The sequence below is a fragment of the Novosphingobium sp. TK71 genome, assembly GCF_055361505.1.
On sequence record NZ_JBSZKA010000001.1, the window covers coordinates 1,235,185 to 1,258,335 of the forward strand.

A 23,151-nucleotide genomic window follows, 5' to 3' on the forward strand; every position below is an offset into this window, starting at 1 on the left:
CTGTCGGCGTTCAAAATGGCCCTTGCCGGTTTGCCGTGTGACAGATCGCTGGCGCTTTGCCGCTGTGTCAGGCAATGCACTTTCAGACCGACGTCTTTGTCCTGGCGGAGCAACGCCGCCGAAGGCGCACAATGGATAAAAAGCGAACAAGAATGAGCAACGAAGATTATGGCGCGGAGAACGACGCACCGCTGATCGATTCCGGCCGGGGCTCGGTCGAGCGATTGATCGCGCGGGCCAAGCGCCTCGGTGTCATATCCGTCAGCGAATTGAACGCTGCGCTGCCGCAGGACCAGATGTCTTCCGAACAGATCGAGGACATCATGGCCGCGATCTCGGAAATGGGCGTCAAAATCGTCGAAAATGAAGACGATGACGATGCGGCCGATGCCGAGCCGGAACTGGACGCGGACGAGGATCGCGACGGAGACAGCGGTTTCGCCGAAAGCGGCGAAGGCACCCGACGCCGCGCGGCCGACAGCAAGAGTGCGGAAGCCCTCGGCCGGAGCGACGATCCGGTTCGCCTGTACCTGCGCGAAATGGGCGCGGCGGAGATGCTCAGCCGAGAGGGCGAAGCCGCCATCTCCAAGCGAATCGAAGCCGGTCGCGACATGATGATCCTGGGCCTGTGCGAGAGCCCGATCACCTTCCACGCCATCATCCAGTGGTCGGAAGCGCTCAACAACGGCGAGATGCAGCTTCGCGAGATCCTCGATCTCGACGCGATGCTCTCGAAGGAGCCCGCGCCCGAAAGCCTGACGGAAGACGGCGACGACGACGGCGAGATCAGCGAAAAGACCGCCGGTCCCTCCTTCAAGGACGAGGACGACGTCGAGGAGGAAACCTCCGAGGTCGACGAGGACGGCAATCCGATCCCCAAGCGGCAGGCTGAGGAAGAGGAAGAAGACAACACCCTCAGCCTCGCGCAGATGGAAGCGGCCCTCAAGCCCGAAGCGCTTGAGAAGTTCATCCTCATCACCGAGCTGTTCCAGGCCTTCGAACGCCTCCAGTCCGAGCGCCTCGACGCGCTGGCGCTGGGCATCGATTTCCCGGCCGCCAAGGAAGACCAGTACCAGCAGCTTCGCGAAGACCTCACCGCGCAGGTCGAATCGGTGAAGTTCCACGCGTCGAAGATCGAATATCTCGTCGACAACCTCTACGCCTTCAACCGCCGCCTCACCACGCTGGGCGGCCAGATGCTGCGCCTTGCCGAGCGTCACAAGGTCAAGCGCGCAGACTTCCTCGAAACCTACATGGGCCGAGAGCTGGACGACACCTGGCTCGCCGACATGGCGAAGAAGGACAAGAAGTGGGCCGCCTTCGCCGAGGCCGAGGCCGATCCTGTCGAACGCATCCGCTCGGAAGTCTCGGACATCGCCGCCACCACCGGCATGGCGCTTCCCGAGTTCCGCCGCATCGTCAACATGGTCCAGAAGGGCGAGCGCGAGGCGCGCATCGCCAAGAAGGAAATGGTCGAGGCGAACCTGCGCCTGGTGATCTCGATCGCCAAAAAGTACACCAACCGCGGCCTGCAGTTCCTGGACCTCATCCAGGAAGGCAACATCGGCCTGATGAAGGCGGTCGACAAGTTCGAGTACCGCCGCGGCTACAAGTTCTCGACATATGCCACCTGGTGGATCAGGCAGGCGATCACGCGCTCGATCGCGGATCAAGCCCGCACGATCCGCATCCCGGTGCACATGATCGAGACGATCAACAAGCTGGTCCGCACCAGCCGCCAGTTCCTTCACGAGCAGGGCCGCGAACCCACGCCGGAAGAAATGGCCGAGCGCCTGTCCATGCCGCTCGAAAAGGTGAAGCGGGTTCTGAAGATCGCCAAGGAGCCGATCTCGCTCGAAACGCCGATCGGCGACGAGGAAGATTCGCATCTCGGCGATTTCATTCAGGACGCGAACGCGGTTATCCCGGTGGACGCTGCGATCCAGGCGAACCTCAAGGAAATGATCACCCGCACGCTTTCCTCGCTCACCCCGCGTGAAGAACGCGTGCTGCGCATGCGCTTCGGCATCGGCATGAACACCGACCATACGCTTGAGGAAGTCGGCCAGCAGTTCTCGGTTACCCGCGAACGTATCCGCCAGATCGAAGCCAAGGCCCTGCGCAAGCTCAAGCACCCGAGCCGGTCCCGCATCATGCGCGCCTTCCTGGATTAAGCCAGACAAGGGGGGCCGCAGGCATCCAGTCTGCCGCCCCCTCCTGGGCATTCCCCTTTCAGCGAACCGGGCCGCCCGGGCAGGCTTTCACAGCAACAGTCAAGCGCAGTCGAGCGGGAATTCCAGAGAACTCCCCCTTCCCCGGCCGGTCAGATTTTCGGGCCGATGACTCCTGCCTGCCTTCCGCTCTCGCCGATTTCCAGCATTCTGCGATCGTTGGCCGGGCATTCCCAGTTTGCGCCGTCGTTGACATCGCCAGCGCCTTTGTACCGCGCCATTGCCGGATACTTGCAGAGCGGCATGGTCCGTCCCGGTGCCTTCGAGAAATCCTTCACGCCAAATCCGTTGACCGGATAGAGCGTCGCCATCAGCGCGTCGGGAGCCCGGCCGTTTTCAACCCACTTCTCCATTGCTCCGATGGCATCGAACGTGTTCGGGCCAATGCCGCCCATACTGCAGTGCGGCGTTCCGGGCAGCCCGAACAGACGTACGCTCTGCTGCACCTTCGCATAACCGCCATGGCGCGATGCAAGCTGGTTGTAGAGGTTCGTCGAAGCGTAAGGGGTGAGTACGTTGTCGGAAAGATTGTGCCAGATCAGCAGACGCGTCCTGGACTTGAGCAGATTGTCGAACCCCTCCGGCCGGTGCCCAATGCCCGAAAAGGCCTTGCGCCGCAGGAGCGCAACTTCCGAACCGGGCACGACGATGTGGAAGTTCGAGACCTGACCGGTCCCTCCACTGGCGAAGCTGACGACCGAACGCGTATGGAAATTGCGATCGTTGTCATGGACGAAGACCTTGAGCATGGCATCGGCAAGGGGCCAATATCCATTGTTCGCGACATCGCCATTGTCCGAGCCCGGAAAAGGTTCCGCGGCCGAAAGGTCTGCAGGACGCTTGGGCGTAATGAACGACGTTCCCTGCAATTCACTGACGGCAAGGCCCGGCTGCACGACCGCGCCGCGTTCATCGGTGACTGCACTGATGAGCGTGCTCACAGTCTCGACCTGTTCTTTGGTAAAGCAGGTGCCCGATGCTTGCCCCGGTTTGCAGATCGGCAGATCGCGTTCCGGTCGGAAATTACAGGCGGCCGGATTCTGGATCAGCCCATCCTGAACGCCGTCGAGCTTGTCGCATTGCGCCATGACGATGGGCTGGATCAGGGAAACGAGAGCAGGCGTCACTTGCGCCGCCGGTGATCGCAAGGACGCGATCGGGACACCGGCGAACTGGAACGCCCCACCTGACGTGTTGTAGGGCGATCCCGCTATGATGCCGTCGAATGCTTCAGGAAACAGGCTTGCGGCGACAAGCGCATCGCGTCCGCCGCCGGAACAGCCGTTGAAATAGGAATAGGCGATCGATTGCGGCCGATTGCGCAGCGCCCCGTAGAACGCCTTAGTGAAATCCTTCCCCATTTTCGAGAGCACTTTGTCTGCCCGGTAGTAGAAGTCCTCTATCGCGTCTTCATCCACTTCGCCCGACGGCTTCACCGCCCAGGTTCCGCCGGCCATTCCGGTGTGCCCCTCGTCAGTCGCGAAGATCGCGTATCCCTTTGTGATCGCGTCCATCGGTTTGCCCTGGCTCGTAATGACGATCGTCGGCATGGCCGGATCGCTTACGAAGAACTGGCCGCAGTGCCCCGAACAGCCGACCTGCATGTACTTCCCGTTCCAGTTGGCCGGAAAAGTCGCCATGAAATTCGCGGTCTTGCCGGTTGCAGGGTTGGTCACGAAGCTGCCGACTGCCTGACAGAATGCAGGCGTCGTGGCGGTCGAAGCGTAGAACCTTGCGCCTCCAGGCACCGTTGCGCCATTGGGAATGGCCTTTACCGTAACACCCTGGCCCAGCACGGATGCGACGTTTTGCAGTGCTGCGGCGCTGCAGGCGGCAGCCAAAGTCTCGTCATTGATCGAAGAGGGCTCCGGCCCTGAGGCAGCAACCGGCAGCGGGGCGTCGCTTGTACTGCAACCCGACAAGGCAATCGCCAGTACGCTGCAGGCCACATACCGTGCGCGCGTGAAATCGCGATATCCGATCATTTCGTTCTCCCTCCCGATCCGCCGCCCTTGCAGGCAGCTTCGGCATTATTTTTACCGACTAATCGGTAGATAATTTAGACCGAGGGGAGTTACAACGAATTTATTGCCGGGCCAGAAATAGTCCGCGGCCTCGGACAATGCGGTTTCCAACGCCAAATTCGGGATCGGCACGTGCCGGAGAGAAACCGCTTGTTCGTTTCTCAAAGGAAGGAGGTTCTGGCCTGAATACCAAGCGCCGCGATACCGCAGCGCCAGGCGTTGCAGTATCGCGGTAAATTCGCGTGGTTCCGCGGGCCGCGCCCTCAGACCGCGTTGGCGCGGATGATTTGCCGGTAGACGGCGGCGCTTGGCTTGAGCTTACGCGCGTAGGTCTCGCGGTCGACGGCGGCCAGCCCGAACTGGGGCTTATAACCTTGAAGCCACTCGAAGTTATCGATCAGCGACCAGTGCATGTAGCCCATAACGGGTACGCCCGCATCCATCGCATCGTGAAGCTGGGACAGGACCTGCGGAATGTACCAGGCGCGCCTGCGATCATCGGGTGTTTCGAGGCCGTTTTCCGTTACGAAGATCGGCTTTCCGGTCTGCTGGTGAACATATTCGACCGTATTGCGCAGCGCCTGCGGCTGCTTGATCATCTCTTCGAGATGCGCGCGATCAACGTAAGGCATGTCCGGGAGATCGGGAAGCTTGGCACCCTCGCCCGGAATCCGAACCTGCCGATAGGTCTGCACCCCCACGAAGTCTCCAGAGCGCTTGGCAACCTCCAGCCAGTCTCCATAAGCGGCCTTGCGCAGTTCCTGGTGCTTCGCGCCTTCGTTCGCGGGCTGGAAATCGACGAGGTTCAGCGTGACGCCGGTCGGAAGATCGCCCCGCGCCGCCTTGATCGCCTGCACCGATTTTTCATGGGCGGCCATGAGTTGCGGCGTCATGCCCTTGATATCGGGATGGTTCATCGTGACGAAGCGCGCGCTACCCGTCACGCGCGCAGCCTCCCGGTGCGCGGCCTCCTGCGCCTCGTCCAGCTTTCCGAAGTAGGCCTGTGACTGGGGCATGGTCCGATAGGTGAGGCCGACCTGCGGCTCGTTGATCGTGCAGGCAACGCCGATGATCGACGCAAGCTGACGCGCGGCCCGGTCACAATAATTGGCGAACAGGTCCGGCGAATCCGGATTGAGCCAGCCTCCTGCCTCAGCGAACCAACGAGGCGCCGCGACATGATAGAAGGTCATGACGGGCTCGATCCCCGCTTCGCGCAGAGCTTCTGCAAAGCGGCGATAATAGTCGATCTCGGCTTGAGAAAACTGACCTCTCGTCGGCTCGATGCGGGACCATTCGATGGAAAAGCGATAGGAATTGAGCCCGATCGCCTTCATCACCGCAATGTCTTCCCGCCAACGGTGATAGCTGTCGTCGGCATCGCCGGAAAACTCCGCGAACGTCTGCGGCTTGACGTGCTCCATCAGCCACAGATCCGCGTTCACGTTATTGCCTTCGATCTGGTAACCCGCGGTCGAAGCGCCCCAGCGAAAGCCTTTGGGAAACCGGCGCGAAGCCGGTGCGGCCAGTGCGGCGGATGCGCCGATGCCGGCAGCGCCCGCGACCATTGCAGCAGTCGCAGCCATTGCCTTGCGGCGGTCGAAACGAACCTGTCGATCCTCCATAATCTCTCTCCCATTCGATCTATGTTCTTTGTCGCGACCCTGCTTTGCGCGGTATCGCCGTATGCCTGTGGGCGACCCATCGGCATATGATTTGGCGCGGAAGCGGAAAATTGCTGCCGCGCCGAAGTCTTCAGTTCGTGCGAATGTACCTTGCGCGCTTCGCCTCGGTTGCGCGCCGCGCTTCCTCCACGGCCATTTCCTCCGTCGCGAACAACAGGCTGTCTAGCACCGATGCCAGATGGCCGCGCATGGCCGCCCTTGCCGCCGCCGCATCGCCCGCCTCGATCGCGGCAAGTACTGCCGTATGCTCGTCCACCACGGGCTTCACATTGGCCGTTCTGGCCTTGTCGTGCAGGAGGGCGCTTTCGGGCGAAGCCTCGCGAAGATCCCACAAACGCTCGACAAGATCGATCATCGCGCGATTGCGCGTCGCCCTTGCGATTGCCAGATGGAAAGCCCGGTCCGCGCGTTCCTTGCCGAGCGGATCGCAATTCTCGCTGGCAATCTGGTCAACGAGCGATGAAATTTCCCGCAGATCCTCGGCAGTCGCCTGGGTTGCCGCAAGAGCCGCCACTTCCCCTTCGACCATGAGACGCGCCTCGGTCAGTTCGAACGCGGTCATATCGAAACCGGGCACATCGTTATGGCCGGGCAGGCGCACGACATAGGCGCCGGATCCAATCCGCGTCTCCACGAAGCCCTGCACTTCGAGCGCGATGATCGCCTCGCGCACGATCGGCCGGCTGACGCCGTAGATGGTACACATGTCCCTTTCCGCGGGCAGGCGCGACCCCACGACGTAACGGCCCGCCACCAGTTCCTCCATCAGCTTGCGGGCAAGCTCCTGATATAGCCGCCCTCCGGAGGCATTTTCACGTTCAGACATATTGCTCTCTTTTGGCCTGACCAATATACGAGAAGTTGTACAGAACGACACCGCGCCGTCAAGGCGGGCGGAACAGGGAGCCGGAACGCCAGATGTTTATCCATAGCGCCAGGGTCATCGTGACCTGCCCGGGCCGCAACTTCGTGACTCTCAAGATCGAGACAGATCAGGGCGTCTACGGAATCGGCGACGCTACGCTCAACGGGCGCGAGAAGGCCGTCGTATCCTATCTGGAGGATCACGTTATCCCCTGCCTGATCGGCATGGATCCGCGCCGCATCGAGGACATCTGGCAATATCTCTATCGCGGAGCCTATTGGCGGCGCGGCCCCGTAACGATGCGCGCGATCGCCGCGGTCGACATGGCGCTGTGGGATATCAAGGGCAAGATGGCCGGGATGCCGGTCTACGATCTTCTGGGCGGGCGCAGCCGCGATCGCGTCATGGTCTACGGCCATGCCAATGGCGGCGATATCGCCGAAACGGTCGATGCCGTGGGCCAGTACATCGACATGGGGTACAAGGCCATCCGCGCCCAGACCGGAATTCCCGGCATCAAGGACGCCTATGGCGTGGGCCGGGGCAAGCTGTTCTACGAGCCTGCCGACGCCGCGCTTCCTTCGGTAACGGGCTGGGATACGCGCAAGGCGCTCAACCACGTGCCCCGCCTTTTCGAAAAGCTGCGAGAGACTTACGGCTTCGGCCACCACCTGCTGCATGACGGCCATCACCGCTACACGCCGCAGGAGGCCGCCAACCTCGGCAAGATGCTGGAACCGTTCCAGCTGTTCTGGCTGGAGGACTGCACGCCTTCCGAAAATCAGGAGGCCTTCCGCCTCGTGCGCCAGCACACCACCACGCCGCTGGCGGTGGGCGAGATATTCAACACGATCTGGGATGCCAAGGACCTGATCCAGAACCAGCTCATCGACTATATCCGCTGCACGGTCGTCGGCGCGGGCGGCCTCACGCACTTGCGCCGCATCGCCGATCTGGCCGCCCTCTACCAGATCCGCACCGGCTGCCACGGCGCGACGGACCTTTCCCCGGTGACGATGGGCTGCGCCCTGCATTTCGACACCTGGGTCCCCAATTTCGGCATCCAGGAATACATGCGCCACAGCGAGGAAACCGATGCGGTGTTCCCGCACGATTACCGCTTCGAAGATGGCCATCTCATCTGCGGCGAAACGCCCGGACACGGCGTCGACATCGACGAGGAGCTGGCGGCAAAGTATCCCTACAAGCCAGCCTATCTTCCCGTCGCCCGCCTCGAAGACGGCACGATGTGGAACTGGTGATCGAAGGGCGCCCCCCTGGGGCGCCCTTTTCACATCATTTGTCGAGCGTGATCGCGGCGACGACCGCCTTGCCGCCCTTGCCGGCGAAGTCGAGCTTCAGCACGCCGCCCCTGACATCTACAGCAAAGGTGATCGCCTTTGCCTTCAGCGCGCCGCCGGCCGATGCGGCAATGTTGAAGGCCGGCACTGCGAGAGCGCCGTTCGCCGATATTGCCATCATCGCGCTGCCCGGTGCCGCCGGGCTCGGCTGGAAGGTGAGCACCGTCACCTTCCAGCGGCCGTCCGGAGCCGGTATCGCATAGGAGAACGCCTCGCCTTCGCGCCAGAACTCGAAGAGCTCCGGAGACCCGGCTTCGACCCGGCGCGGATTGGCCGCCTTGCGGCCGAAGCCCTCCATGTTGAGGATCATGGGCGCGCCGCCGGTCACGAAATTGTCCGAGCCGAACCGGCGCCCCGCCACGACCCGCCCCGCCAGATCGCCGGCATCGATCGCAATGCCGGAAAGGGCCGGATTCGGACCGGTCCACACGGTGGCATCGCTCACCTTCGTGCCGCCGACCTCGGCATCGACCACCGCGCGGTTTTCCCCGGGAGCAAGCCTGACATCCGGCCAGATGCATATGCGGTCGGGGCAGTCGGTCTCGCCAATCATCTGGCCATTGACGGTAAGCCGGGCCTTCGCGGCGTTGGAATAGGCCCTGACCTCCATGACCGCATAGGCCCTGTCGACATAGCGCTTGCCCGTCAGATGGATCATCGGCTCCGGATTCCACTGCGCCTTGTAGTAGTAGAAGGCGTCCTTCCGGGTCTTGCGATCGAAGCTCACCAACCCCTTCGTGTTGAGGTCGATCGCATCGCCCTCCTGCCGCAAGTCGCTGGGGAAATCGAACATGTTCCACGCCCAGCTGGCGAACACATAATCCCGCTCGCGAATGACCGGCCAGTTCTCTTCATGAACGAAGGATTCGAATTCTTCCGGCTGGGGGCGTCCCGCCATGTTCACGAAGCCGGCACGCACATTGTCGCTGTGCTGGGTGAGCGATCCTCCGCCGCCGTATTCCGAAACCGAAATCGGCAAGGTGGGATGATCCGCATGGAGCTTGTCCAGCGCTTCGCCGAACTGCCTGCGCGCATCGGTCGGGTTGGGCATGTACCAGCCGTAGTAACGGTTGTAGCCGATAAGATCGGCGGCCCCGGCCAGCCCTTCGCCGGCCGTCTTGAACATCGTCAGCCCTTCGCAGCAATCGGCAAAAGTGGTCGGGCGTGACGGGTCTTCCTGCTTGGCGATCTGGTTGAGGTGCCTGAGCAGCGCAAGCGGCTGTGGCGGCTCTCCCTGGACGCCGAAACCCTTGGCGGAATCGACCTCGTTGCCCACCGACCACATCATGATCGAGGGATGGTTGTAGTTCTGCCGGATCTGCTCGCGAAGCTGCTGCTCCGCATTCGCCCATAGCCGGTCGCTGCCCTTCCCGCCCGACAGCGAAGGCGTCGTGACATAGGGCAGCTCCGCCCAGACCACCATGCCGGAGCGATCTGCCTCGTCCGACCATGCATCGGCGTGCTGATAGTGGGCCTGCCTCACGGTATTGGCCCCCAGTTCCTCGATCATGCGCATGTCGCGGGCATGGTCTTCATCCGAAAGCGCCCATCCCTTGCCCATGACGTCCTGATGGCGGGAAACCCCCTGCAGCTTCACATGCTTGCCATTCAGGAAGAAGCCGGCATTGGCATCGAACGAGAACGATCGCACGCCCAGCGGCACGGTGACAGTCTGCCTTGCCGCCCCCGGCTCCCTCGTCTCGACCGCAATGGAGTACATGTAGGGGTCGGCCCGGCCGTTCCACAGGTGCGGGCGGGGAAGCGACAGGCTCACCTGCCGGGAATCCTGCCCCGGCGCCAGGCTCAACGTCTGCGACTGTGTTGCCACCGTTCGCCCCCCGGCATCGCGAAGGGTTGTGGTCATCACCATTTTTCGGGGTGATGCGCCCTGATTGCGCAGGCGAACCAGCACGTCCACGCTTGCGCTTTCCGGCGTGACCGAAGTGGCCTTCGCGTAAACGCCGGGCCCGCCGAAATCGAGCAGATCGACACCGGCATCCGGCGCCGTCAGCAGGGTCACGCCCCGGTAGATTCCGCCATTGACGAAGAAATCGCCCGAAAGCGGTATGACCTGCCCGCTTTCGTTGTCCGCGGTAGGCTTCGAATTGTCCGCCCGCACGACGACCAGATTGTCCAGGCCCGGCTTCCAGACGGCTGTAACATCGATCCTGAAGCGCGCGAACGCTCCTTCGTGCCGCCCCACATGCGTGCCGTTCACCCATATGTCGGCAATCTTGCCCACGCCCGCGAAGTCAAGGAACTGTCGCTCGCGCGCGGCTGCCCGGGGCGCCTTGACGTGGAGTCGATACCAGCCCGCCCCCTGGTAGTTGTTGGCGGACGAGGATCGCTCCTTCACATACTCCCCAAGCCGGTTCCAGGTGTGCGGAACGGAAACCGTCTGCCAGGCCGCATCGTCGAAACCTTGCCGGCTGGCCTCCTCCGGCTGATCGCCGGCCTGGAACCGCCAGCCTTGCGATAGATCGAGCACGGACCTGCCCTGCGCCGCGGGCTGCTGGGCGCTTGCCGCCTGGGCGACGGAAGGAGCGAAAGCAGAACAGCAGCAGCCAAGCAGTGCCGCAAACAGGGCGCGCTTGCCCTTCGCATATCTTGTCACCGGAGCATCCCCATTGCAACTTTTTGGACTGACCATCATGGACCAATCGGTCCAACTCTGTCAGTCCAAATGAGGTTGGTCAATGGCAAGCGGAAATGCCAATGGCGCGCAGGCGGCGTTCCGGCACGCCCGCACCCTGTATCCACTTCGAAATCAGCGGGAAGAATTGCCCCTTGCGCCTGCCGGCGTTTCGCTTCCCAGCAAATCCGCCCGATCCGCGTAACGCAGCAACGCCTTGTGAGTGCGCCTCACCTGAATGGCCCAGATTCGCTGCGCCAAGTCCACTTCCCGGTGAGAAATGGCATCGAAGAGCAATTCGCGCTCCACCCGCATCGCCCGCAGACGTTCCTCATCCGCGACGGACATGCGCGCAAAGGCGGCGCGGTAACTATAAGTGGTATCCCATAGCCATTCTATGATGTGAGACAGCAGCGGCGCCCGATGCCCGCTGAAACAGAGCACATGGAATTCGCGAGTAAGCGCGAGATATTCCTCATACCCCAAATCATCGGCAAGGCGATCTTTGAGCTGGCGAAGCGCGTCGATCGCCTCCTCGCCAAGATGGGGAATGCTTTCGGCCAGCAGCATCGGTTCGAGAACCTCGCGGATGCGATAGGAAACATCCATGTCCTCCACGGTCCGGCTGACCACCTTCGCGCTCGCATTGGCGCGCAGCGAAACCATGCCCCGCTTTTCGAGTATCCTCAACGCATCGCGCACCGGGATCCGGCTCGTTCCCAACTCCACCGCAAGCTCGTCCTGCTTGATCGGCTCGCCGGCGGCAAGACGCCCCGTCATGATCCGCTCAGCGATGATCCTGGCAACTCGGTCGCCCGCCAGATCGGATTCATCGCCCATTCCATTGCCCTTCAAGATCGCTAGCCCCGCATCGTAGACTTCCTGCATTTCCGGGGCAAGGCGCCTCCCGATTTGCAAACACCATGGAACCATGCGACAGGTATTGTATACAATCTGAAAACTGGGAGAATGACTTTGTCGCTTGAAGGCAAGACAGCCGTCGTCACCGGCGGAGCACGCGGACTGGGCCGCGCCATCGCTCTTCGGCTCGCGGCCGACGGTGCTTCAGTAGCCGTCTGGGACCTGAACGAGGCCGGAGCCCGCGATACCGCTCAATTGATCGCCGAACGCGGCGGGCAGGCCATAGGTCTGGCGGCGGACAGTTCCCTCGCGGGCCAGATCAGCGATGCGGCGGTCAGAAGCCGCGAAGCGCTAGGCCCGATTTCGATACTGGTGAACAATGCCGCGCTCTCTCCATTCGCGAAGTTCGAGGAACTCGACGAGGAGACATGGGACAAGCTGATGGCCATCAATCTCAAGGGCCCGTTCCTCTGCGTCAAGGAAATCGTCCCTGACATGCTGGCACTCGGCTGGGGGCGGATCATCAATATCGCATCGTCGTCGGCACAGGCAGGGACGCCCAATCAGGCGCACTACGCTGCGTCAAAGGGTGGGGTTCTGGGTTTCACGAAGGCGCTCGCCATGGAATTCGCGCAGCGCGGCATCACCGTCAATGCCGTTCCGCCGGGGTTCGTGAACACCGAAGGGCTGCAGGAATCTCCCGTCGATGTAGCGGCATATGCACCGATGACACCGATGGGACGCGCGGGACGGCCCGAAAACATCGCAGCCGCAGTGGCATTTCTGGCATCGGAAGACGCGGACTACATCACGGGCCATACGCTGAGCGTGAATGGCGGCCGCTATCTCAACTGATGAAAGCTTGAGGATCGCATGAAAGAAAAAGGGGCAGCCTTCGCCGCCCCTTTTTTATACCGGGTTCCGGAAAGGCCCTACTTTGCGGCAGGAACCTTGGCCAGATCCGCATCGATCTGCTTCAGCTTCTCGTCAGTCAGCGCATCACCGGCATAGGACTGGAGCTGCTGCAGCGTCATGGAGCGCGCCATATCGATCTGCGGATTGCTGATCATCTCGTGAATATACTTGTCGAGGACGGCCTTGGTCTGCGGGTTGTCCAGCAACGTGCCGAGATCGGTATTGATTGAATAGACCGGCGCCGCAGGCGCTTCGGCAGCAATCGCGGGCGACACCGCCACGGGCACGGCAAGCGCGGCGGCACCTGCAAGCATCAGGTTGCGAAACATTCCCATTTCAGTTCCTTTCAGGTTGATCTCTCCGAGCCGGCACATTGCCACCGGCACTCCATCCCTTGTCCCTGCCTCATGTACCCTGATCCGGACCGCATCCCGCCTTGCACCGGGAGCGACTCCTCCAGAGCCTTCGGCAGCCAGACTGATATACCAACCGTTCGGTTCCTCAACGCAAATCACCATGGCCGGACAGTGTTGCGAGAATCGCCGGACTGGAAAGCGATAACCAAGGACAGCCGATTGTGGATTCGCGCAGCTTTGCGGCAACCCCGACCCGTCGATATCGGCACAGCGATGGACTTTCGGCCGCGTCATGCATCAGGCTTCCTGCAAAATCCGCTTCATTGCCGCCATCGCTTCCCTGGCCTGCACGGAGGCCGTTTGCCCTGCCCGCACACGCGCAAGACTGGGGCACTCGATCCCGATCGTCACATCCGATGGCGCAGCGCGCAGGATCTCCAGCAACGGGAATTCTCCTTCGCCGGGATAAAGACGATGCCCGATCGCCTCGCTCGCGGCAATTTCCGGCGGCACCTGCAAAGGCCCGTCGCAGAGCTGGACGTAACGGATCATTCCTTCGGGAAGCGCCGCAATATCGGCCACCGATCCCCCGGACCTGATCAGATGGAACGGATCGAGGACGACACCGGCATCCGCGCCGGACACGGCGATGAGTTCGGCGGCCTGCTGCAGCGAGCTGGTCTTCCCTCCCGCAACCGGTTCCAGATTGGCGCCGATGCCGTATTCCGCCGCGATCTCTGCAAATTTGCCGAGCAGTTCGGCGGATTGCCCGCGGTCGGGATTGGAGTAGTTGAGCACAAGGGCCGTTTTCCCACCAAGCCGGGCGCCGCGCTCAAGCGCGGGCCTATAGGCTTCGAGCGCTTCAAAGGAATGAAGATCGAAAACCTCCAGCGTCTCTATCGCGATGCCCGTGTCCCGGATGCGGCGCGCACAATCCGCTTCCTTTTCCGCCGTGCAGGCAGACGATGGATAGAGCGCCGGCGGCTGAACCCACAGGCTGATCGTACCGAAGCCCGCCTCTGCGGCCGCTTTGATCAGTTCCATCGGTTCGGTGTCGGTAAGCGTAAGACTGTCCAGCGAGAATTTCGGCATCACTCTCTCCCTTGTGCCGCCCATTCAGGGCGCGCTGTGCGGTCAAGCTAGCTCCCGAACGTACCGAGCCGCGACATCTCCCCGGCGAACTTCGATTCGCGGCGAGCACCACAACACCTTACCGACCAGTTGGTTTTCATGGCAAGGTCAGCCGTCACTGCCCCGTCGATCCCAAACCCGATATTGTATTCAATGCTATTCCAGCACCCATTGAACACGCCAATTTACCTTTGGGCGCCCACGATATACGCGATGATCGTATACAGGATGAATCGGCCTGCCTATTCGCCGCCGCAATTTTTGCTGGTAGGCAGGCCCCTCCGGCAGACAGGGATCGCGCGGTCACCCGCGATTCCGCGCGAAGTCAGAACCATCGGGAATTGGGAGAATGCAAATGGCCGTAAACAGCACCGTCGCATTGGTCACGGGCGCCAGCCGCGGCGCGGGCAGAGGGATTGCGCGGGCTCTCGGCGCTCATGGCTGCACCGTCTACGTCACCGGCCGCACGCTCAATCCCGGAGACGCGGAAGTGCCCGGAACCATCCATGCAACCGCTCTTGAAGTGACCGAAGCCGGCGGAAACGGCATCGCGGTTCAGTGCGACCATGGCGACGATCAACAGGTCAAGGCTCTGATTGACAGGATCATCGAAGAGCAAGGGCGCCTGGACATACTCATCAACAATGCCTGCTATCAAAGCCATGCGATTTCGGCGCCGGGCCAATTCTGGGAAAAGCCCCTCGAGATTGCCGAGATGATGAATGTGGGCCTGCGCAGCGGCTTTGTCGCAAGCTGGTACGCCGCACCGCACATGGTGAAGCAGGACAAGGGCCTTGTGCTGTTCACCTCCTCACCCGGCGCAAACCACTACTGCTTCGGCCCCTGCTATGGCGCGCAAAAGGCTGGCGTGGACAAGATGGCGCATGACATGGGCATCGATTTTGCCGATTCCGGATCGCATGTTGCCGCAGCTTCGATCTGGATGGGCCCACTGACGACCGAACGGCTTCTCGAGATGATGGAGGCTGCGCCGGAAAAGTTCGGCCACCTTGAAGGCAAACTCGAATCCACCGAATATACGGGCCATGTCGCCTGGGCGATGTTCAACGATCCGCGCATGATGGAGCGCTGGAACGGAAAGGTCGTCATCGGCGCCGAAGTCGGCCGGGAGTATGAGATAAAGGATCGCGGTGGCAACTACCCGCTTTCGGTCCGCAGGACGACCGACACGCCAACCCCGGAATTCGCGGCCTACAAAGTGAAGTAAGCACGGCGTTCCCCGGCGCCTCTCTCGGCAGATGAGCTGGCGCCGATAAACTGCTCCTCTCCACCGGCGGGCTAATCAGCAGCCCGCAGGACAGCACCGCGACATGCGGCCAATCGCCTGCACGTTATTCGCCTCGCATTGTCCGGCTAAAATGTGCCGCTTTCCGGCTCATTCCCTTACGCGCGGATCAATCTCCGGCCTGGCGCGTGCAGCAGTGGCACGATTTCGGTTGCGCTATCGACCAACTGGTTGGTAGTTTTGTTTTCAGTCGAGAGACCGGGGATCTTTACGTCAGGATTCTCGCGTGACGAAAATCATGCGCACAACGCAGGCGGGCCAGCGTCCGCGGCGAGGTGAGCAGCCCGAAAACGATAAAGTCCTGGAGAGAATTGTGACCGAGGAACTGGCCCTGAAGGACCGCGACTACCTTACGGACCCTACGCTCCTGAAGGACCCCTACGAATATTTCAGGGCCCTGCGTGCGCAAGGCCCGGTCTACCAGCCCAAGACCCGGGATCTGCTGATCGTTACCGGATTTTACGAGACGCTCGAAGTCCTGAACAATCCCCGGGACTTCTCCTCCTCCATCGCCCCCGGCGGCCCGGCGCTCCCCCTCCCCTTCACACCCGAGGGCGACGACATCACCGCGCAGATCGAGGCGCATCGCGACCAGATCGTTGCCGGCGATCTTCTGGTCGCGCTTGACGACGTCCATCATGCCAATGCACGCGCCGTGCTCAACCGCCTGTTCGTTCCCTCCCGCCTCAAGGCGAACGAGGAATACATTCAGCATCTTGCCGACCGGATCGTCCGCGATGTGGTTCGCACGGGCCGATGCGAACTGATCAAGGAGATCTCGGTTCCGTTCGTCACCCTCGTGATCGCGGATTTGCTCGGTGTTCCGTCCGAGGACCGCGAAGTGTTCAGCAATATCCTCGATCAGGGTCCGCCTCCGGGCAGCATCGCGGCGGAAGGGGCGACGACGGATGTCGGTCCGCTGGAATTCATGGCCGGTTACTTCGTCCGCTACCTCATGGAGCGCAGGGCCGCTCCAAACGGTGACGTTCTCAGCGACCTGGCGACGGCCACCTATCCCGACGGATCGCTTCCGGACATCATCGATCTCGTCAAGATGAGCACTTTCCTGTTCGGAGCCGGTGCGGACACGAGCGCCAAGCTGCTCGGCAATGCCATGCTCTATCTGGCCCGCATGCCGGATTTGCAGCAGCAACTGCGCGAGGATCGCAGCCTGATTCCGGCCTTCATCGAGGAAATCCTTCGCCTGGAGGGCTCAAGCAAGGTGACATTCCGTCTGGCGCGCAGACCGACGAAGATCGGCGAGATGGAAATTGCGCCGGGAACCAAGGTGATGCTCGCACTGGCGGCCGCCAATCGGGATCCCGCCCGCTGGGACAATCCCGATCAGTTCGAGCTGAACCGCCCAAAACTGCGCGAGCAGGTCGCATTCGGTCGTGGTGGCCACGTCTGCTCGGGGGCCCCGCTCGCGAGAGTGGAAATCCGCATCATCATCGAGCGGTTTCTGGAACATACCAGCCACATCGCCCTTGACGAAGCCCGGCACGGTTCCGCGTCCGCACCCGATCTCAGCTACGAACCGAGCTTCATCATCCGCGGGCTGGAAGAGCTCCATCTGAAATTCACGCCGGCCGCGGCCTGATCCCCCATCCTTTTTGCGAGGAAATTACATGACCAGGAAAACAGTCATCGTCACCGGCGCAGCCGGTGGCATCGGGCTCGGTATTGCCCAGCGCTTTGCCCGCGACGGCCATCCGACCGCGATGCTCGACATGAACGCAGAGCTGCTTGAGGCCGAAGCGGAAGCTTTACGGGCAGAGGGACATCAGGTCCTCACCCATGCGCTCGACATTACCGATCGCGAAGCCATCGATGCCGCCTATGCCCGGGTCCGGGCAGAATTCGGCCCGATCGGCATTGTCATCGCCAACGCCGGCATTTCCGAATTCGTACCCTTCACCGACCTCAGCCAGGCCTTGTGGGATCGCATGCTGGCGGTCAATCTGACCGGCGTATTCCACACGGTGCAGGCCGCCCTGCCGGACATGATCGACCAGTCCTGGGGCAGGATCGTCACGATTTCATCGCAGGCCGCACAGTCCGGCGGGCCGCAGCAGGTCCACTATTCGGCATCGAAGGGCGGCGTCATCGGCATGACCAAGGCACTCGCGCGCGAATTCGCGCCGCACGGCATCACGGTGAACACCATCCCGCCCTCGCTCGTCGAGACGCCGACCATGCACCGCCACGCGGAGAGCAGCGGCTTTCCGCTGGAGGCCATCGTCCAGATGATCCCGATCTCCCGCCCCGGCACGCCCGCAGACATCGCTGGAGCATGCGCCTACCTCGCATCCGAGGATGCGAGCTATGTCACCGGCCAGGTTCTCGGCGTGAACGGCGGCATGTACATGTAGTGCGCCCCTTGGCCTGAACGCCTGTGCGCCGGTCCCTCGTCAGGCTCACCAGGTCGCAGCTTCCACCTTGACCTTGCCATCCAGTACCGCGATCGGATCCGCGGCAATCTGCGGATAGTACCGCTTCAGCATGGCATGCCAATCGTCGGGCAGGTCGGCAAAGCGGCTGACCTTGCCCCCGTTCGCGAACAGCGCCAGCGATCCGGGCCGGTCGTCCATCTTCAGCCATGCCGGCCAGCTGCGAACATCGTTCGACTGGACGCGGGCGTTGACGGTCGTGGTTCGGGGGTCGAGCACGATTTCGCGCGGACCGGCGATCGTGCTGACTTCATTGAGGAAGGATACCGAGCCGTCCGGCGCGGTGACGCGCGCGTGCGAGCGGTCGCGAAGGGCCAGTTCGGTACGGCCGAGCGGGAAGAAGCTGACCGGCATATGTTCATGCTCGTATTTCGGCTGGCCGGGCACTTCCGGGATGACGAACTCGTTGTCGGCCGACACTTTCAGGTGAGTGGGAACAGGCCCGCGCCCGCCGACCGTCACCGTCTCCCCGGTGACCGGGTTGCGCAAGGTTTTCAACCGCTCGCCTGTCTGTACATCGACGCGGAAACTGATCTCCAGATCGATGAGCTCGAAGCTGCCGTCGGCATTTTGCGTCACGCGCTGGATGGCCCCGAGGTTCAGGGCGTACATGGGAACGAGGTCGCCGCCCGTCGATGCCATGTATGGCCCCTTGATCCAGGAAAACAGCAATCCGTCATCCGTGCGGTAGCGCAGCTTGCGATAGATCAGCCGGGCATCGGCAGGGTCGGCAGGATCAAGCTGACGCGCCGCCGCTCGTGCCGTTACCGATGGCAGCGCGGTAGACGCGGCCATCCCCAGCCCCAGTTTCAAGGCGTCTCGCCGCCCCGGCCGGGCAATATCGAACATGCTGGACATCACACACCCCGCGTCATGGAAGCTCTATTCTTGCCCATGACCGAAGAACCGGCACAGCTCTTGCGCGATTATCCGCCGTTCGGGGAATTTGCAGCGAAGCGCCGCCGCTCTACTCATATGCCGTCCTGTCCAGCCTGCCGGTTGCGCGCAACAAGGCGGCCTCGGCCACCAGCACGTCGGACCGGGCCAGGGCGACAGCAAGCTGTGCGGCGCGGAAGCTCTGATCCGCAACGAGAATGTCGATCGTAGAACGCAGGCCGAAGCCATATTCCGCGCGGACGCCCTTGAGCGCGAGATCGGCGGCGGAGAGCCCTTCGCCATTGGCGCGAAGCCTGCCCTGTGCCGCCTTCAACATGGCCCAGGCCGTGTCCGCGCCGCGCACGGCTTCGCGCTCAGCCGCATCGGCCTGAAACCGCTCTGCCCGATTGTTTGCCTCGGCCTGCCGCACGCGCGAGGAGACGAGACCGCCCGTGAGCAAGGGCACCCGCAGTGTCATCCCGACAGAGGCGGCGCCTTCGAAATCGCGCAGGTTCCCGCCGGCCAGCCTTCCGCCGCGCCCGTAAGCCCCGCCAAGATCGACGGAAGGCGCGCCTTCCGCCCGCGCCCGATCAATTCGCGCGGTCGAAGCCCCCACCGCAAGGCGCTGCTGGAGCAGCAGGGGATTGGCCGCTTCCGCCGCCCGGCGCGCATCGTCGTTGCTGGCGGGCAGCGCGGCTGGCGATGGGACATCGGCCGTCAGCACGCCCGCGTCACGTCCCACGGCCGCGCGATAGGTCGCCGCCGCCGTGGCAAGCGCGCCTTCGGCATCGGCAAGGTTGGCGACGACGGTGGAACGCTGTGCTTCGAGCTGCGCGACGTCGGTGCGCGTCGCCTGCCCGAGATCGTAGCGAGCGCGGGTTTCGGCGACCTGGGTATCCAGCCGCTCGATGCCGACGCGGGCCACTTCCACCGCCTGCTGGTTGTAAAGCAGCGCGGCATAAGCAGCGACGACGCCTTGCAGGATCGCCGCTGCAGTGTCGCGCAGTCCTTCCTCCCCGGCGGCGACATCCCCGTTCGCCGCGCGCACCGCCGAAGAAACCCGGCCACCGGTCCAGACCGGCAGGGCCAGGTTCGCGGTCAGCGATCCTGCCCTGCCATAGCCCTGCCGGTCGTAGCCGGCATCGCCATCGACCGACACCGTGGGCCGGGCGAGCGCCCGCTCCTGTTCAGGCGTTTCGGCAAGGGCTTCCTGCCGGGCGCGGGCGGCGGCAAGCTGCGGGTTGGTCTCGTAAGCGGCGGCTATCGCCTCGCCGAGGGTTTCGGCCGAAGCCGGAGAGGCGAGCAGCAAGGCGGACACGGCCCACGCCGATCCTCTTTGCATGGCCCTATTCATGGCGCAGCGCCCATGCCGGAGCCGCACGGCTAGCCCGCAGCGATTGGCCCATTACCGTCAGGATCGCGATCACCGTTGCCAGCAGGCTGCCACCGATGAAGAAGAGCGGCGAAAGCGCGATGCGGTCGTCGAAGCCGGCCAGCCATGTCCGCATCGCCACGAAGGCAAGCGGCCATGCCAGCAGGTTGGCCAGCAGCACGGGGCGCAGGAACTGGCCGACCAGCAGCCTGGCGATATCGCCGGAGGATGCCCCAAGGGTCTTGCGGATGCCGATTTCCTTGATCCGCATCTGGGTGTTGTAGGACGCCAGCCCCCATAGCCCGACGCAGCCGATCAGCACGGCAAGGCCCGCGCCAATGGCGAAGAGCCGCGTCGCGCGGTCGTCCGCCTCATAGAACTTGCCAAGCTGAGTGTCGGCGGTTTCCGCCTCGAACGGCACTTGCGGCACGGTGCGTTGCCAGATCGCGCGCACGGCATCCATCGTCACGCGCGGATCGCCGGCGAAGCGGATCGAGGCGACTGTCGTGTAGGCCTTTTCCGGCTCGCTGTAATAGACGTAGTAGCTGGCGCTGTTGGGTTCGCGCGGCGAGAAGAAGCGCATGTCCTCGACCACGCCGATGATCGTGCGTGGGCGATTGCCACCGACAGTCCTGCCAATGGCATCCTCTGGCGAGCGGAAGCCGAGCGTCGATACCGCGCGGCGGTTGATGACGATGTTGCGTTGCTGCCCGTCGGTGCGGGAAAGCGCATCGTCGTCGCGGTGGCTCTCGTCGAACACGCGGCCGGCAAGGATTCGGGTGCCGTGAACCTTGAAGAAATCGGGCCCGACGATCATCCAGCGCAGCGAAGGCCCGTCTCCGGCGCGCCCCGGCAGGGGCACGTTATCGGCGTTGTTCTCGCCGCTGCCGCCCACCGCATTGTTGCCGAGCGCGGCGGCACGAACCGAAGGCAGTTCGCGGATCGCCGCCACGACCGCGCGCGTTTGTGCGGTGGCGACAAGGCTGTCGCGGGTGGAGAGCACCACCATCAACCCCTCTCGCTGGAAGCCGAGATCGGATTGCCGGACATGGCGGGTCTGCGCGACCAGCACGCCGGTGCCGACCATGAAGGCGATGGCAAGGCCGAACTGGAGCACGACCAGCCCCTCCCGAACGCGGGTTCCCACGCGGCCGCCGCCGGGCGAACGGGCAGAAGCCAGCACACTCGCAGCCGGGTATCCGGAAAGCAGCAGCGCCGGATAGAAGCCCGCCAGCAGGCCGACGACGAGCGTCAGCACCACCAGCGCGGGAACGACCAGCGCATAGGGGATCGACAGCGTCAGGCCGCCGGCGGCATTGACCAGCGGCAGGCTCAGTTCGGCCAGAATGAGCCCCAGCAGGGCCGCGACGCCGACCGTCAGCATGGCTTCGGACAGGAACTGCCGCACCAGCGCAAGCCGGTCCGCGCCGAGCACCTTGCGCATGGCGACTTCACGGGCACGCATATTGGCGCGTGCCGTTGCCAGATTGACGTAGTTCACGGTGGCCACCAGCAGCGTCAGAAGTCCTACGATCGCAAGTGTGACGACGGTGATCTTCTGGCTGGCGCTGGCCTGCCCTTCCGGTTCCAGATGCATGCGGGCAAGCGGCAGCAGCGAGATTTGCTGCGTCTTCCAGGCATCCTTGCCCAGATCGGCAAGGCCCCGCCGGTTCACGAAAGGCGGCAGCTTCTGTTCGAAAGCGCGCGCGGCCTCCGGCGTGTCGAACCGCAGGAACGTCTGGAGCGAGGAACTGCCCCAATGAAACCACTGCGGCACAGGCGGCGTGGTGGGCATCGGCACCAGCAGCGACAGCTTGAAATCGGTATTCCTGGGCAGATCACGGAAAACCCCGGCGACGCGGTAATTGATGGTCTTGTCCATCGCTATCGTCAGGGTCTGGCCGATCGGATCGCTTGTCCCGAAATACCGGCGGGCCAGGGTTTCGCTGATCAGCACGCTGGTGGGCTGGCGCAGCGCCGCGCCGCTGCCGCGCACCATCGGCAGGTCGAACACGTCGAAAAACGCGGGATCGACTTGCGCGACATCGACCGACGCGGCAACGCCGCCACGAATGACGACGCCGCCGTTCCTGCCGCCCCGGATGCGGGTGCCGACAAGGCCGGGAAAGTCCTCGCGCATCTGTTCGAGCAGGCCGCTCATCGTATAGGGATAGGCACCGTTGAACGGGCTTTCCGGCAGGTTCCACACGGTCTGCACCACATAGATGCCCTCATGCCGGGGCAGCCACTTCTCGTAGCTGGTTTCGAACCGGGCGTAGAGCCCCAGGACGAGGAACACCGCGATCCCCACCGCCAGCCCGCCGACATTGAGCGCGGCATAGAGCTTGTGGCGGGTGAGCGAGCGGTAGAGCGAAAGCAAGGCGAAGCGGTTCATCCCCGGCCCCTCAGATCGAGCGCATGGCCGAGGCGACGATGCGCCCGTCGAGCATGTCGATGCGGCGTCTGGCCATGTCGGCATGGCTGGGCGAGTGCGTGACCATGACGATGGTCGCGCCTTCGTCGTTCAGCGCCTGGAGGATGTTCATCACCTGCTCGCCATTGGCGGTATCGAGGTTGCCGGTCGGTTCGTCCGCAAGGATCAGCCGGGGATCGCCAACGATGGCGCGGGCGATCGCCGCGCGCTGCTGCTGGCCGCCCGAAAGCTGGTGCGGAAAGTGACGCGCGCGGTGCGCGATGCCGACCTTGTCCATCGCCGCCGAAACCCGCGCGCGGCGATCCCCGCCGTTGCTGCGGTAGGCAAGGCCGAGGGCCACGTTCTCCTCGATGGTCAGTTCATCGATCAAATTGAAGCTCTGAAACACGAAGCCGAGCGTGGAGCCGCGAAACTTCGCCAGGTCCTTCTCGCCCATCGCCGCCAGATCCCGATCGCCGAACAGGTAGCGCCCGCCCGTGGGCCGGTCGACCGTGCCGAGCGTGTTGAGCAGGGTGGACTTGCCGCAGCCCGATGGCCCCATGATGGCAAGGAATTCCCCGGCGGCCACCTCAAGGTCGATATCGCGAAGGGCCGTCGTTTCCACTTCGTCGGAAACGTAGCGGCGCTGGATCTTTTCCAGTCGGATCATGAG

At 63.2% G+C, this 23,151-nt stretch carries 17 protein-coding genes; 6 read left to right on the forward strand and 11 right to left on the reverse strand.

Translation table 11 applies throughout. The features are described from left to right. Window positions 1–152: 152 nt before the first annotated feature. The gene (gene rpoD / locus ACXJ16_RS21475) at window positions 153–2,174 is read left to right on the forward strand and encodes an RNA polymerase sigma factor RpoD (RefSeq protein ID WP_132469189.1); all 2,022 of its coding nucleotides are present in this window, start codon (window positions 153–155) and stop codon (window positions 2,172–2,174) included. Between the two features lie 149 nt (window positions 2,175–2,323). Here rpoD and ACXJ16_RS21480 read toward each other — a convergent pair whose 3' ends face one another. The 3 genes from ACXJ16_RS21480 to ACXJ16_RS21490 form a co-directional block, all read right to left on the reverse strand. Then, a complete protein-coding gene (locus ACXJ16_RS21480) occupies window positions 2,324–4,216 on the reverse strand; it encodes a tannase/feruloyl esterase family alpha/beta hydrolase (protein WP_463921868.1) in 1,893 nt (630 codons plus the stop codon). 302 nt (window positions 4,217–4,518) lie between these two features. Next, window positions 4,519–5,880 carry a glycoside hydrolase family 1 protein gene (locus ACXJ16_RS21485; RefSeq protein ID WP_207906116.1) on the reverse strand — a complete coding sequence of 454 codons (1,362 nt, stop codon included), beginning with the start codon at window positions 5,878–5,880 and terminating at the stop codon, window positions 4,519–4,521. 130 nt (window positions 5,881–6,010) lie between these two features. Next, window positions 6,011–6,766 (reverse strand): FadR/GntR family transcriptional regulator, encoded by a 756-nt coding sequence (locus ACXJ16_RS21490; protein WP_185999921.1) that lies wholly within the window; start codon window positions 6,764–6,766, stop codon window positions 6,011–6,013. Between the two features lie 92 nt (window positions 6,767–6,858). Between ACXJ16_RS21490 and manD the strand changes: the two genes are divergently transcribed. After that, complete coding sequence (gene manD, locus ACXJ16_RS21495; protein WP_463921870.1) at window positions 6,859–8,067, forward strand: D-mannonate dehydratase ManD; 1,209 nt, start codon at window positions 6,859–6,861, stop codon at window positions 8,065–8,067. Window positions 8,068–8,101: 34 nt separating this feature from the next. On the opposite strand, the gene ACXJ16_RS21500 is transcribed toward manD, so the two are convergent. Beyond that, window positions 8,102–10,780: a glycoside hydrolase family 2 TIM barrel-domain containing protein gene (locus ACXJ16_RS21500; RefSeq protein WP_463921872.1), complete on the reverse strand. Its 2,679-nt coding sequence runs from the start codon at window positions 10,778–10,780 to the stop codon at window positions 8,102–8,104. Window positions 10,781–10,933: 153 nt separating this feature from the next. Beyond that, window positions 10,934–11,638: a GntR family transcriptional regulator gene (locus tag ACXJ16_RS21505; protein ID WP_082370175.1), complete on the reverse strand. Its 705-nt coding sequence runs from the start codon at window positions 11,636–11,638 to the stop codon at window positions 10,934–10,936. A 129-nt stretch (window positions 11,639–11,767) separates the two neighbouring features. On the opposite strand from ACXJ16_RS21505, the gene ACXJ16_RS21510 reads away from it, so the two are divergent. Continuing rightward, window positions 11,768–12,514 (forward strand): SDR family NAD(P)-dependent oxidoreductase, encoded by a 747-nt coding sequence (locus ACXJ16_RS21510; RefSeq protein ID WP_463921873.1) that lies wholly within the window; start codon window positions 11,768–11,770, stop codon window positions 12,512–12,514. A gap of 77 nt (window positions 12,515–12,591) precedes the next feature. Here ACXJ16_RS21510 and ACXJ16_RS21515 read toward each other — a convergent pair whose 3' ends face one another. Further along, the gene (locus ACXJ16_RS21515; protein WP_463921874.1) at window positions 12,592–13,224 is read right to left on the reverse strand and encodes a hypothetical protein; all 633 of its coding nucleotides are present in this window, start codon (window positions 13,222–13,224) and stop codon (window positions 12,592–12,594) included. A gap of 3 nt (window positions 13,225–13,227) precedes the next feature. Then, window positions 13,228–14,022, reverse strand: coding sequence for a sugar phosphate isomerase/epimerase family protein (locus ACXJ16_RS21520; protein WP_463921875.1), 795 nt, complete (start codon window positions 14,020–14,022; stop codon window positions 13,228–13,230). Between the two features lie 394 nt (window positions 14,023–14,416). On the opposite strand from ACXJ16_RS21520, the gene ACXJ16_RS21525 reads away from it, so the two are divergent. From ACXJ16_RS21525 to ACXJ16_RS21535, 3 genes are all read left to right on the forward strand, one after another. Next, window positions 14,417–15,289 carry an SDR family NAD(P)-dependent oxidoreductase gene (locus ACXJ16_RS21525; protein WP_186000171.1) on the forward strand — a complete coding sequence of 291 codons (873 nt, stop codon included), beginning with the start codon at window positions 14,417–14,419 and terminating at the stop codon, window positions 15,287–15,289. 391 nt (window positions 15,290–15,680) lie between these two features. Further along, complete coding sequence (locus ACXJ16_RS21530; RefSeq protein WP_243692648.1) at window positions 15,681–16,967, forward strand: cytochrome P450; 1,287 nt, start codon at window positions 15,681–15,683, stop codon at window positions 16,965–16,967. 28 nt (window positions 16,968–16,995) lie between these two features. Continuing rightward, the gene (locus ACXJ16_RS21535; RefSeq protein WP_463921876.1) at window positions 16,996–17,739 is read left to right on the forward strand and encodes an SDR family oxidoreductase; all 744 of its coding nucleotides are present in this window, start codon (window positions 16,996–16,998) and stop codon (window positions 17,737–17,739) included. Window positions 17,740–17,784: 45 nt separating this feature from the next. On the opposite strand, the gene ACXJ16_RS21540 is transcribed toward ACXJ16_RS21535, so the two are convergent. The 4 genes from ACXJ16_RS21540 to ACXJ16_RS21555 form a co-directional block, all read right to left on the reverse strand. Further along, entirely contained in the window at window positions 17,785–18,675 is an 891-nt protein-coding gene (locus tag ACXJ16_RS21540; protein WP_054435744.1) for a DUF1838 family protein, read from the reverse strand. Window positions 18,676–18,784: 109 nt separating this feature from the next. Continuing rightward, entirely contained in the window at window positions 18,785–20,011 is a 1,227-nt protein-coding gene (locus ACXJ16_RS21545) for a TolC family outer membrane protein (RefSeq protein ID WP_463921878.1), read from the reverse strand. A gap of 28 nt (window positions 20,012–20,039) precedes the next feature. Next, on the reverse strand, window positions 20,040–22,460 hold the full coding sequence (locus ACXJ16_RS21550; RefSeq protein ID WP_463921880.1) for an ABC transporter permease: 2,421 nt from the start codon (window positions 22,458–22,460) through the stop codon (window positions 20,040–20,042). 10 nt (window positions 22,461–22,470) lie between these two features. Next, the gene (locus ACXJ16_RS21555; protein ID WP_185999929.1) at window positions 22,471–23,148 is read right to left on the reverse strand and encodes an ABC transporter ATP-binding protein; all 678 of its coding nucleotides are present in this window, start codon (window positions 23,146–23,148) and stop codon (window positions 22,471–22,473) included. Window positions 23,149–23,151 lie beyond the last annotated feature (3 nt).

Excerpts from the sequence above, each read along its gene's own strand:
- rpoD (WP_132469189.1), top strand. The coding sequence starts at position 153 with ATGAGCAACGAAGATTATGGCGCGGAGAACGACGCACCGCTGATCGAT.
- ACXJ16_RS21480 (WP_463921868.1), bottom strand. The coding sequence starts at position 4,216 with ATGATCGGATATCGCGATTTCACGCGCGCACGGTATGTGGCCTGCAGC.
- ACXJ16_RS21485 (WP_207906116.1), bottom strand. The coding sequence starts at position 5,880 with ATGGAGGATCGACAGGTTCGTTTCGACCGCCGCAAGGCAATGGCTGCG.
- ACXJ16_RS21490 (WP_185999921.1), bottom strand. The coding sequence starts at position 6,766 with ATGTCTGAACGTGAAAATGCCTCCGGAGGGCGGCTATATCAGGAGCTT.
- manD (WP_463921870.1), top strand. The coding sequence starts at position 6,859 with ATGTTTATCCATAGCGCCAGGGTCATCGTGACCTGCCCGGGCCGCAAC.
- ACXJ16_RS21505 (WP_082370175.1), bottom strand. The coding sequence starts at position 11,638 with ATGGGCGATGAATCCGATCTGGCGGGCGACCGAGTTGCCAGGATCATC.
- ACXJ16_RS21510 (WP_463921873.1), top strand. The coding sequence starts at position 11,768 with ATGACTTTGTCGCTTGAAGGCAAGACAGCCGTCGTCACCGGCGGAGCA.
- ACXJ16_RS21515 (WP_463921874.1), bottom strand. The coding sequence starts at position 13,224 with ATGACGCGGCCGAAAGTCCATCGCTGTGCCGATATCGACGGGTCGGGG.
- ACXJ16_RS21520 (WP_463921875.1), bottom strand. The coding sequence starts at position 14,022 with ATGCCGAAATTCTCGCTGGACAGTCTTACGCTTACCGACACCGAACCG.
- ACXJ16_RS21525 (WP_186000171.1), top strand. The coding sequence starts at position 14,417 with ATGGCCGTAAACAGCACCGTCGCATTGGTCACGGGCGCCAGCCGCGGC.
- ACXJ16_RS21535 (WP_463921876.1), top strand. The coding sequence starts at position 16,996 with ATGACCAGGAAAACAGTCATCGTCACCGGCGCAGCCGGTGGCATCGGG.
- ACXJ16_RS21540 (WP_054435744.1), bottom strand. The coding sequence starts at position 18,675 with ATGTCCAGCATGTTCGATATTGCCCGGCCGGGGCGGCGAGACGCCTTG.
- ACXJ16_RS21550 (WP_463921880.1), bottom strand. The coding sequence starts at position 22,460 with ATGAACCGCTTCGCCTTGCTTTCGCTCTACCGCTCGCTCACCCGCCAC.
- ACXJ16_RS21555 (WP_185999929.1), bottom strand. The coding sequence starts at position 23,148 with ATGATCCGACTGGAAAAGATCCAGCGCCGCTACGTTTCCGACGAAGTG.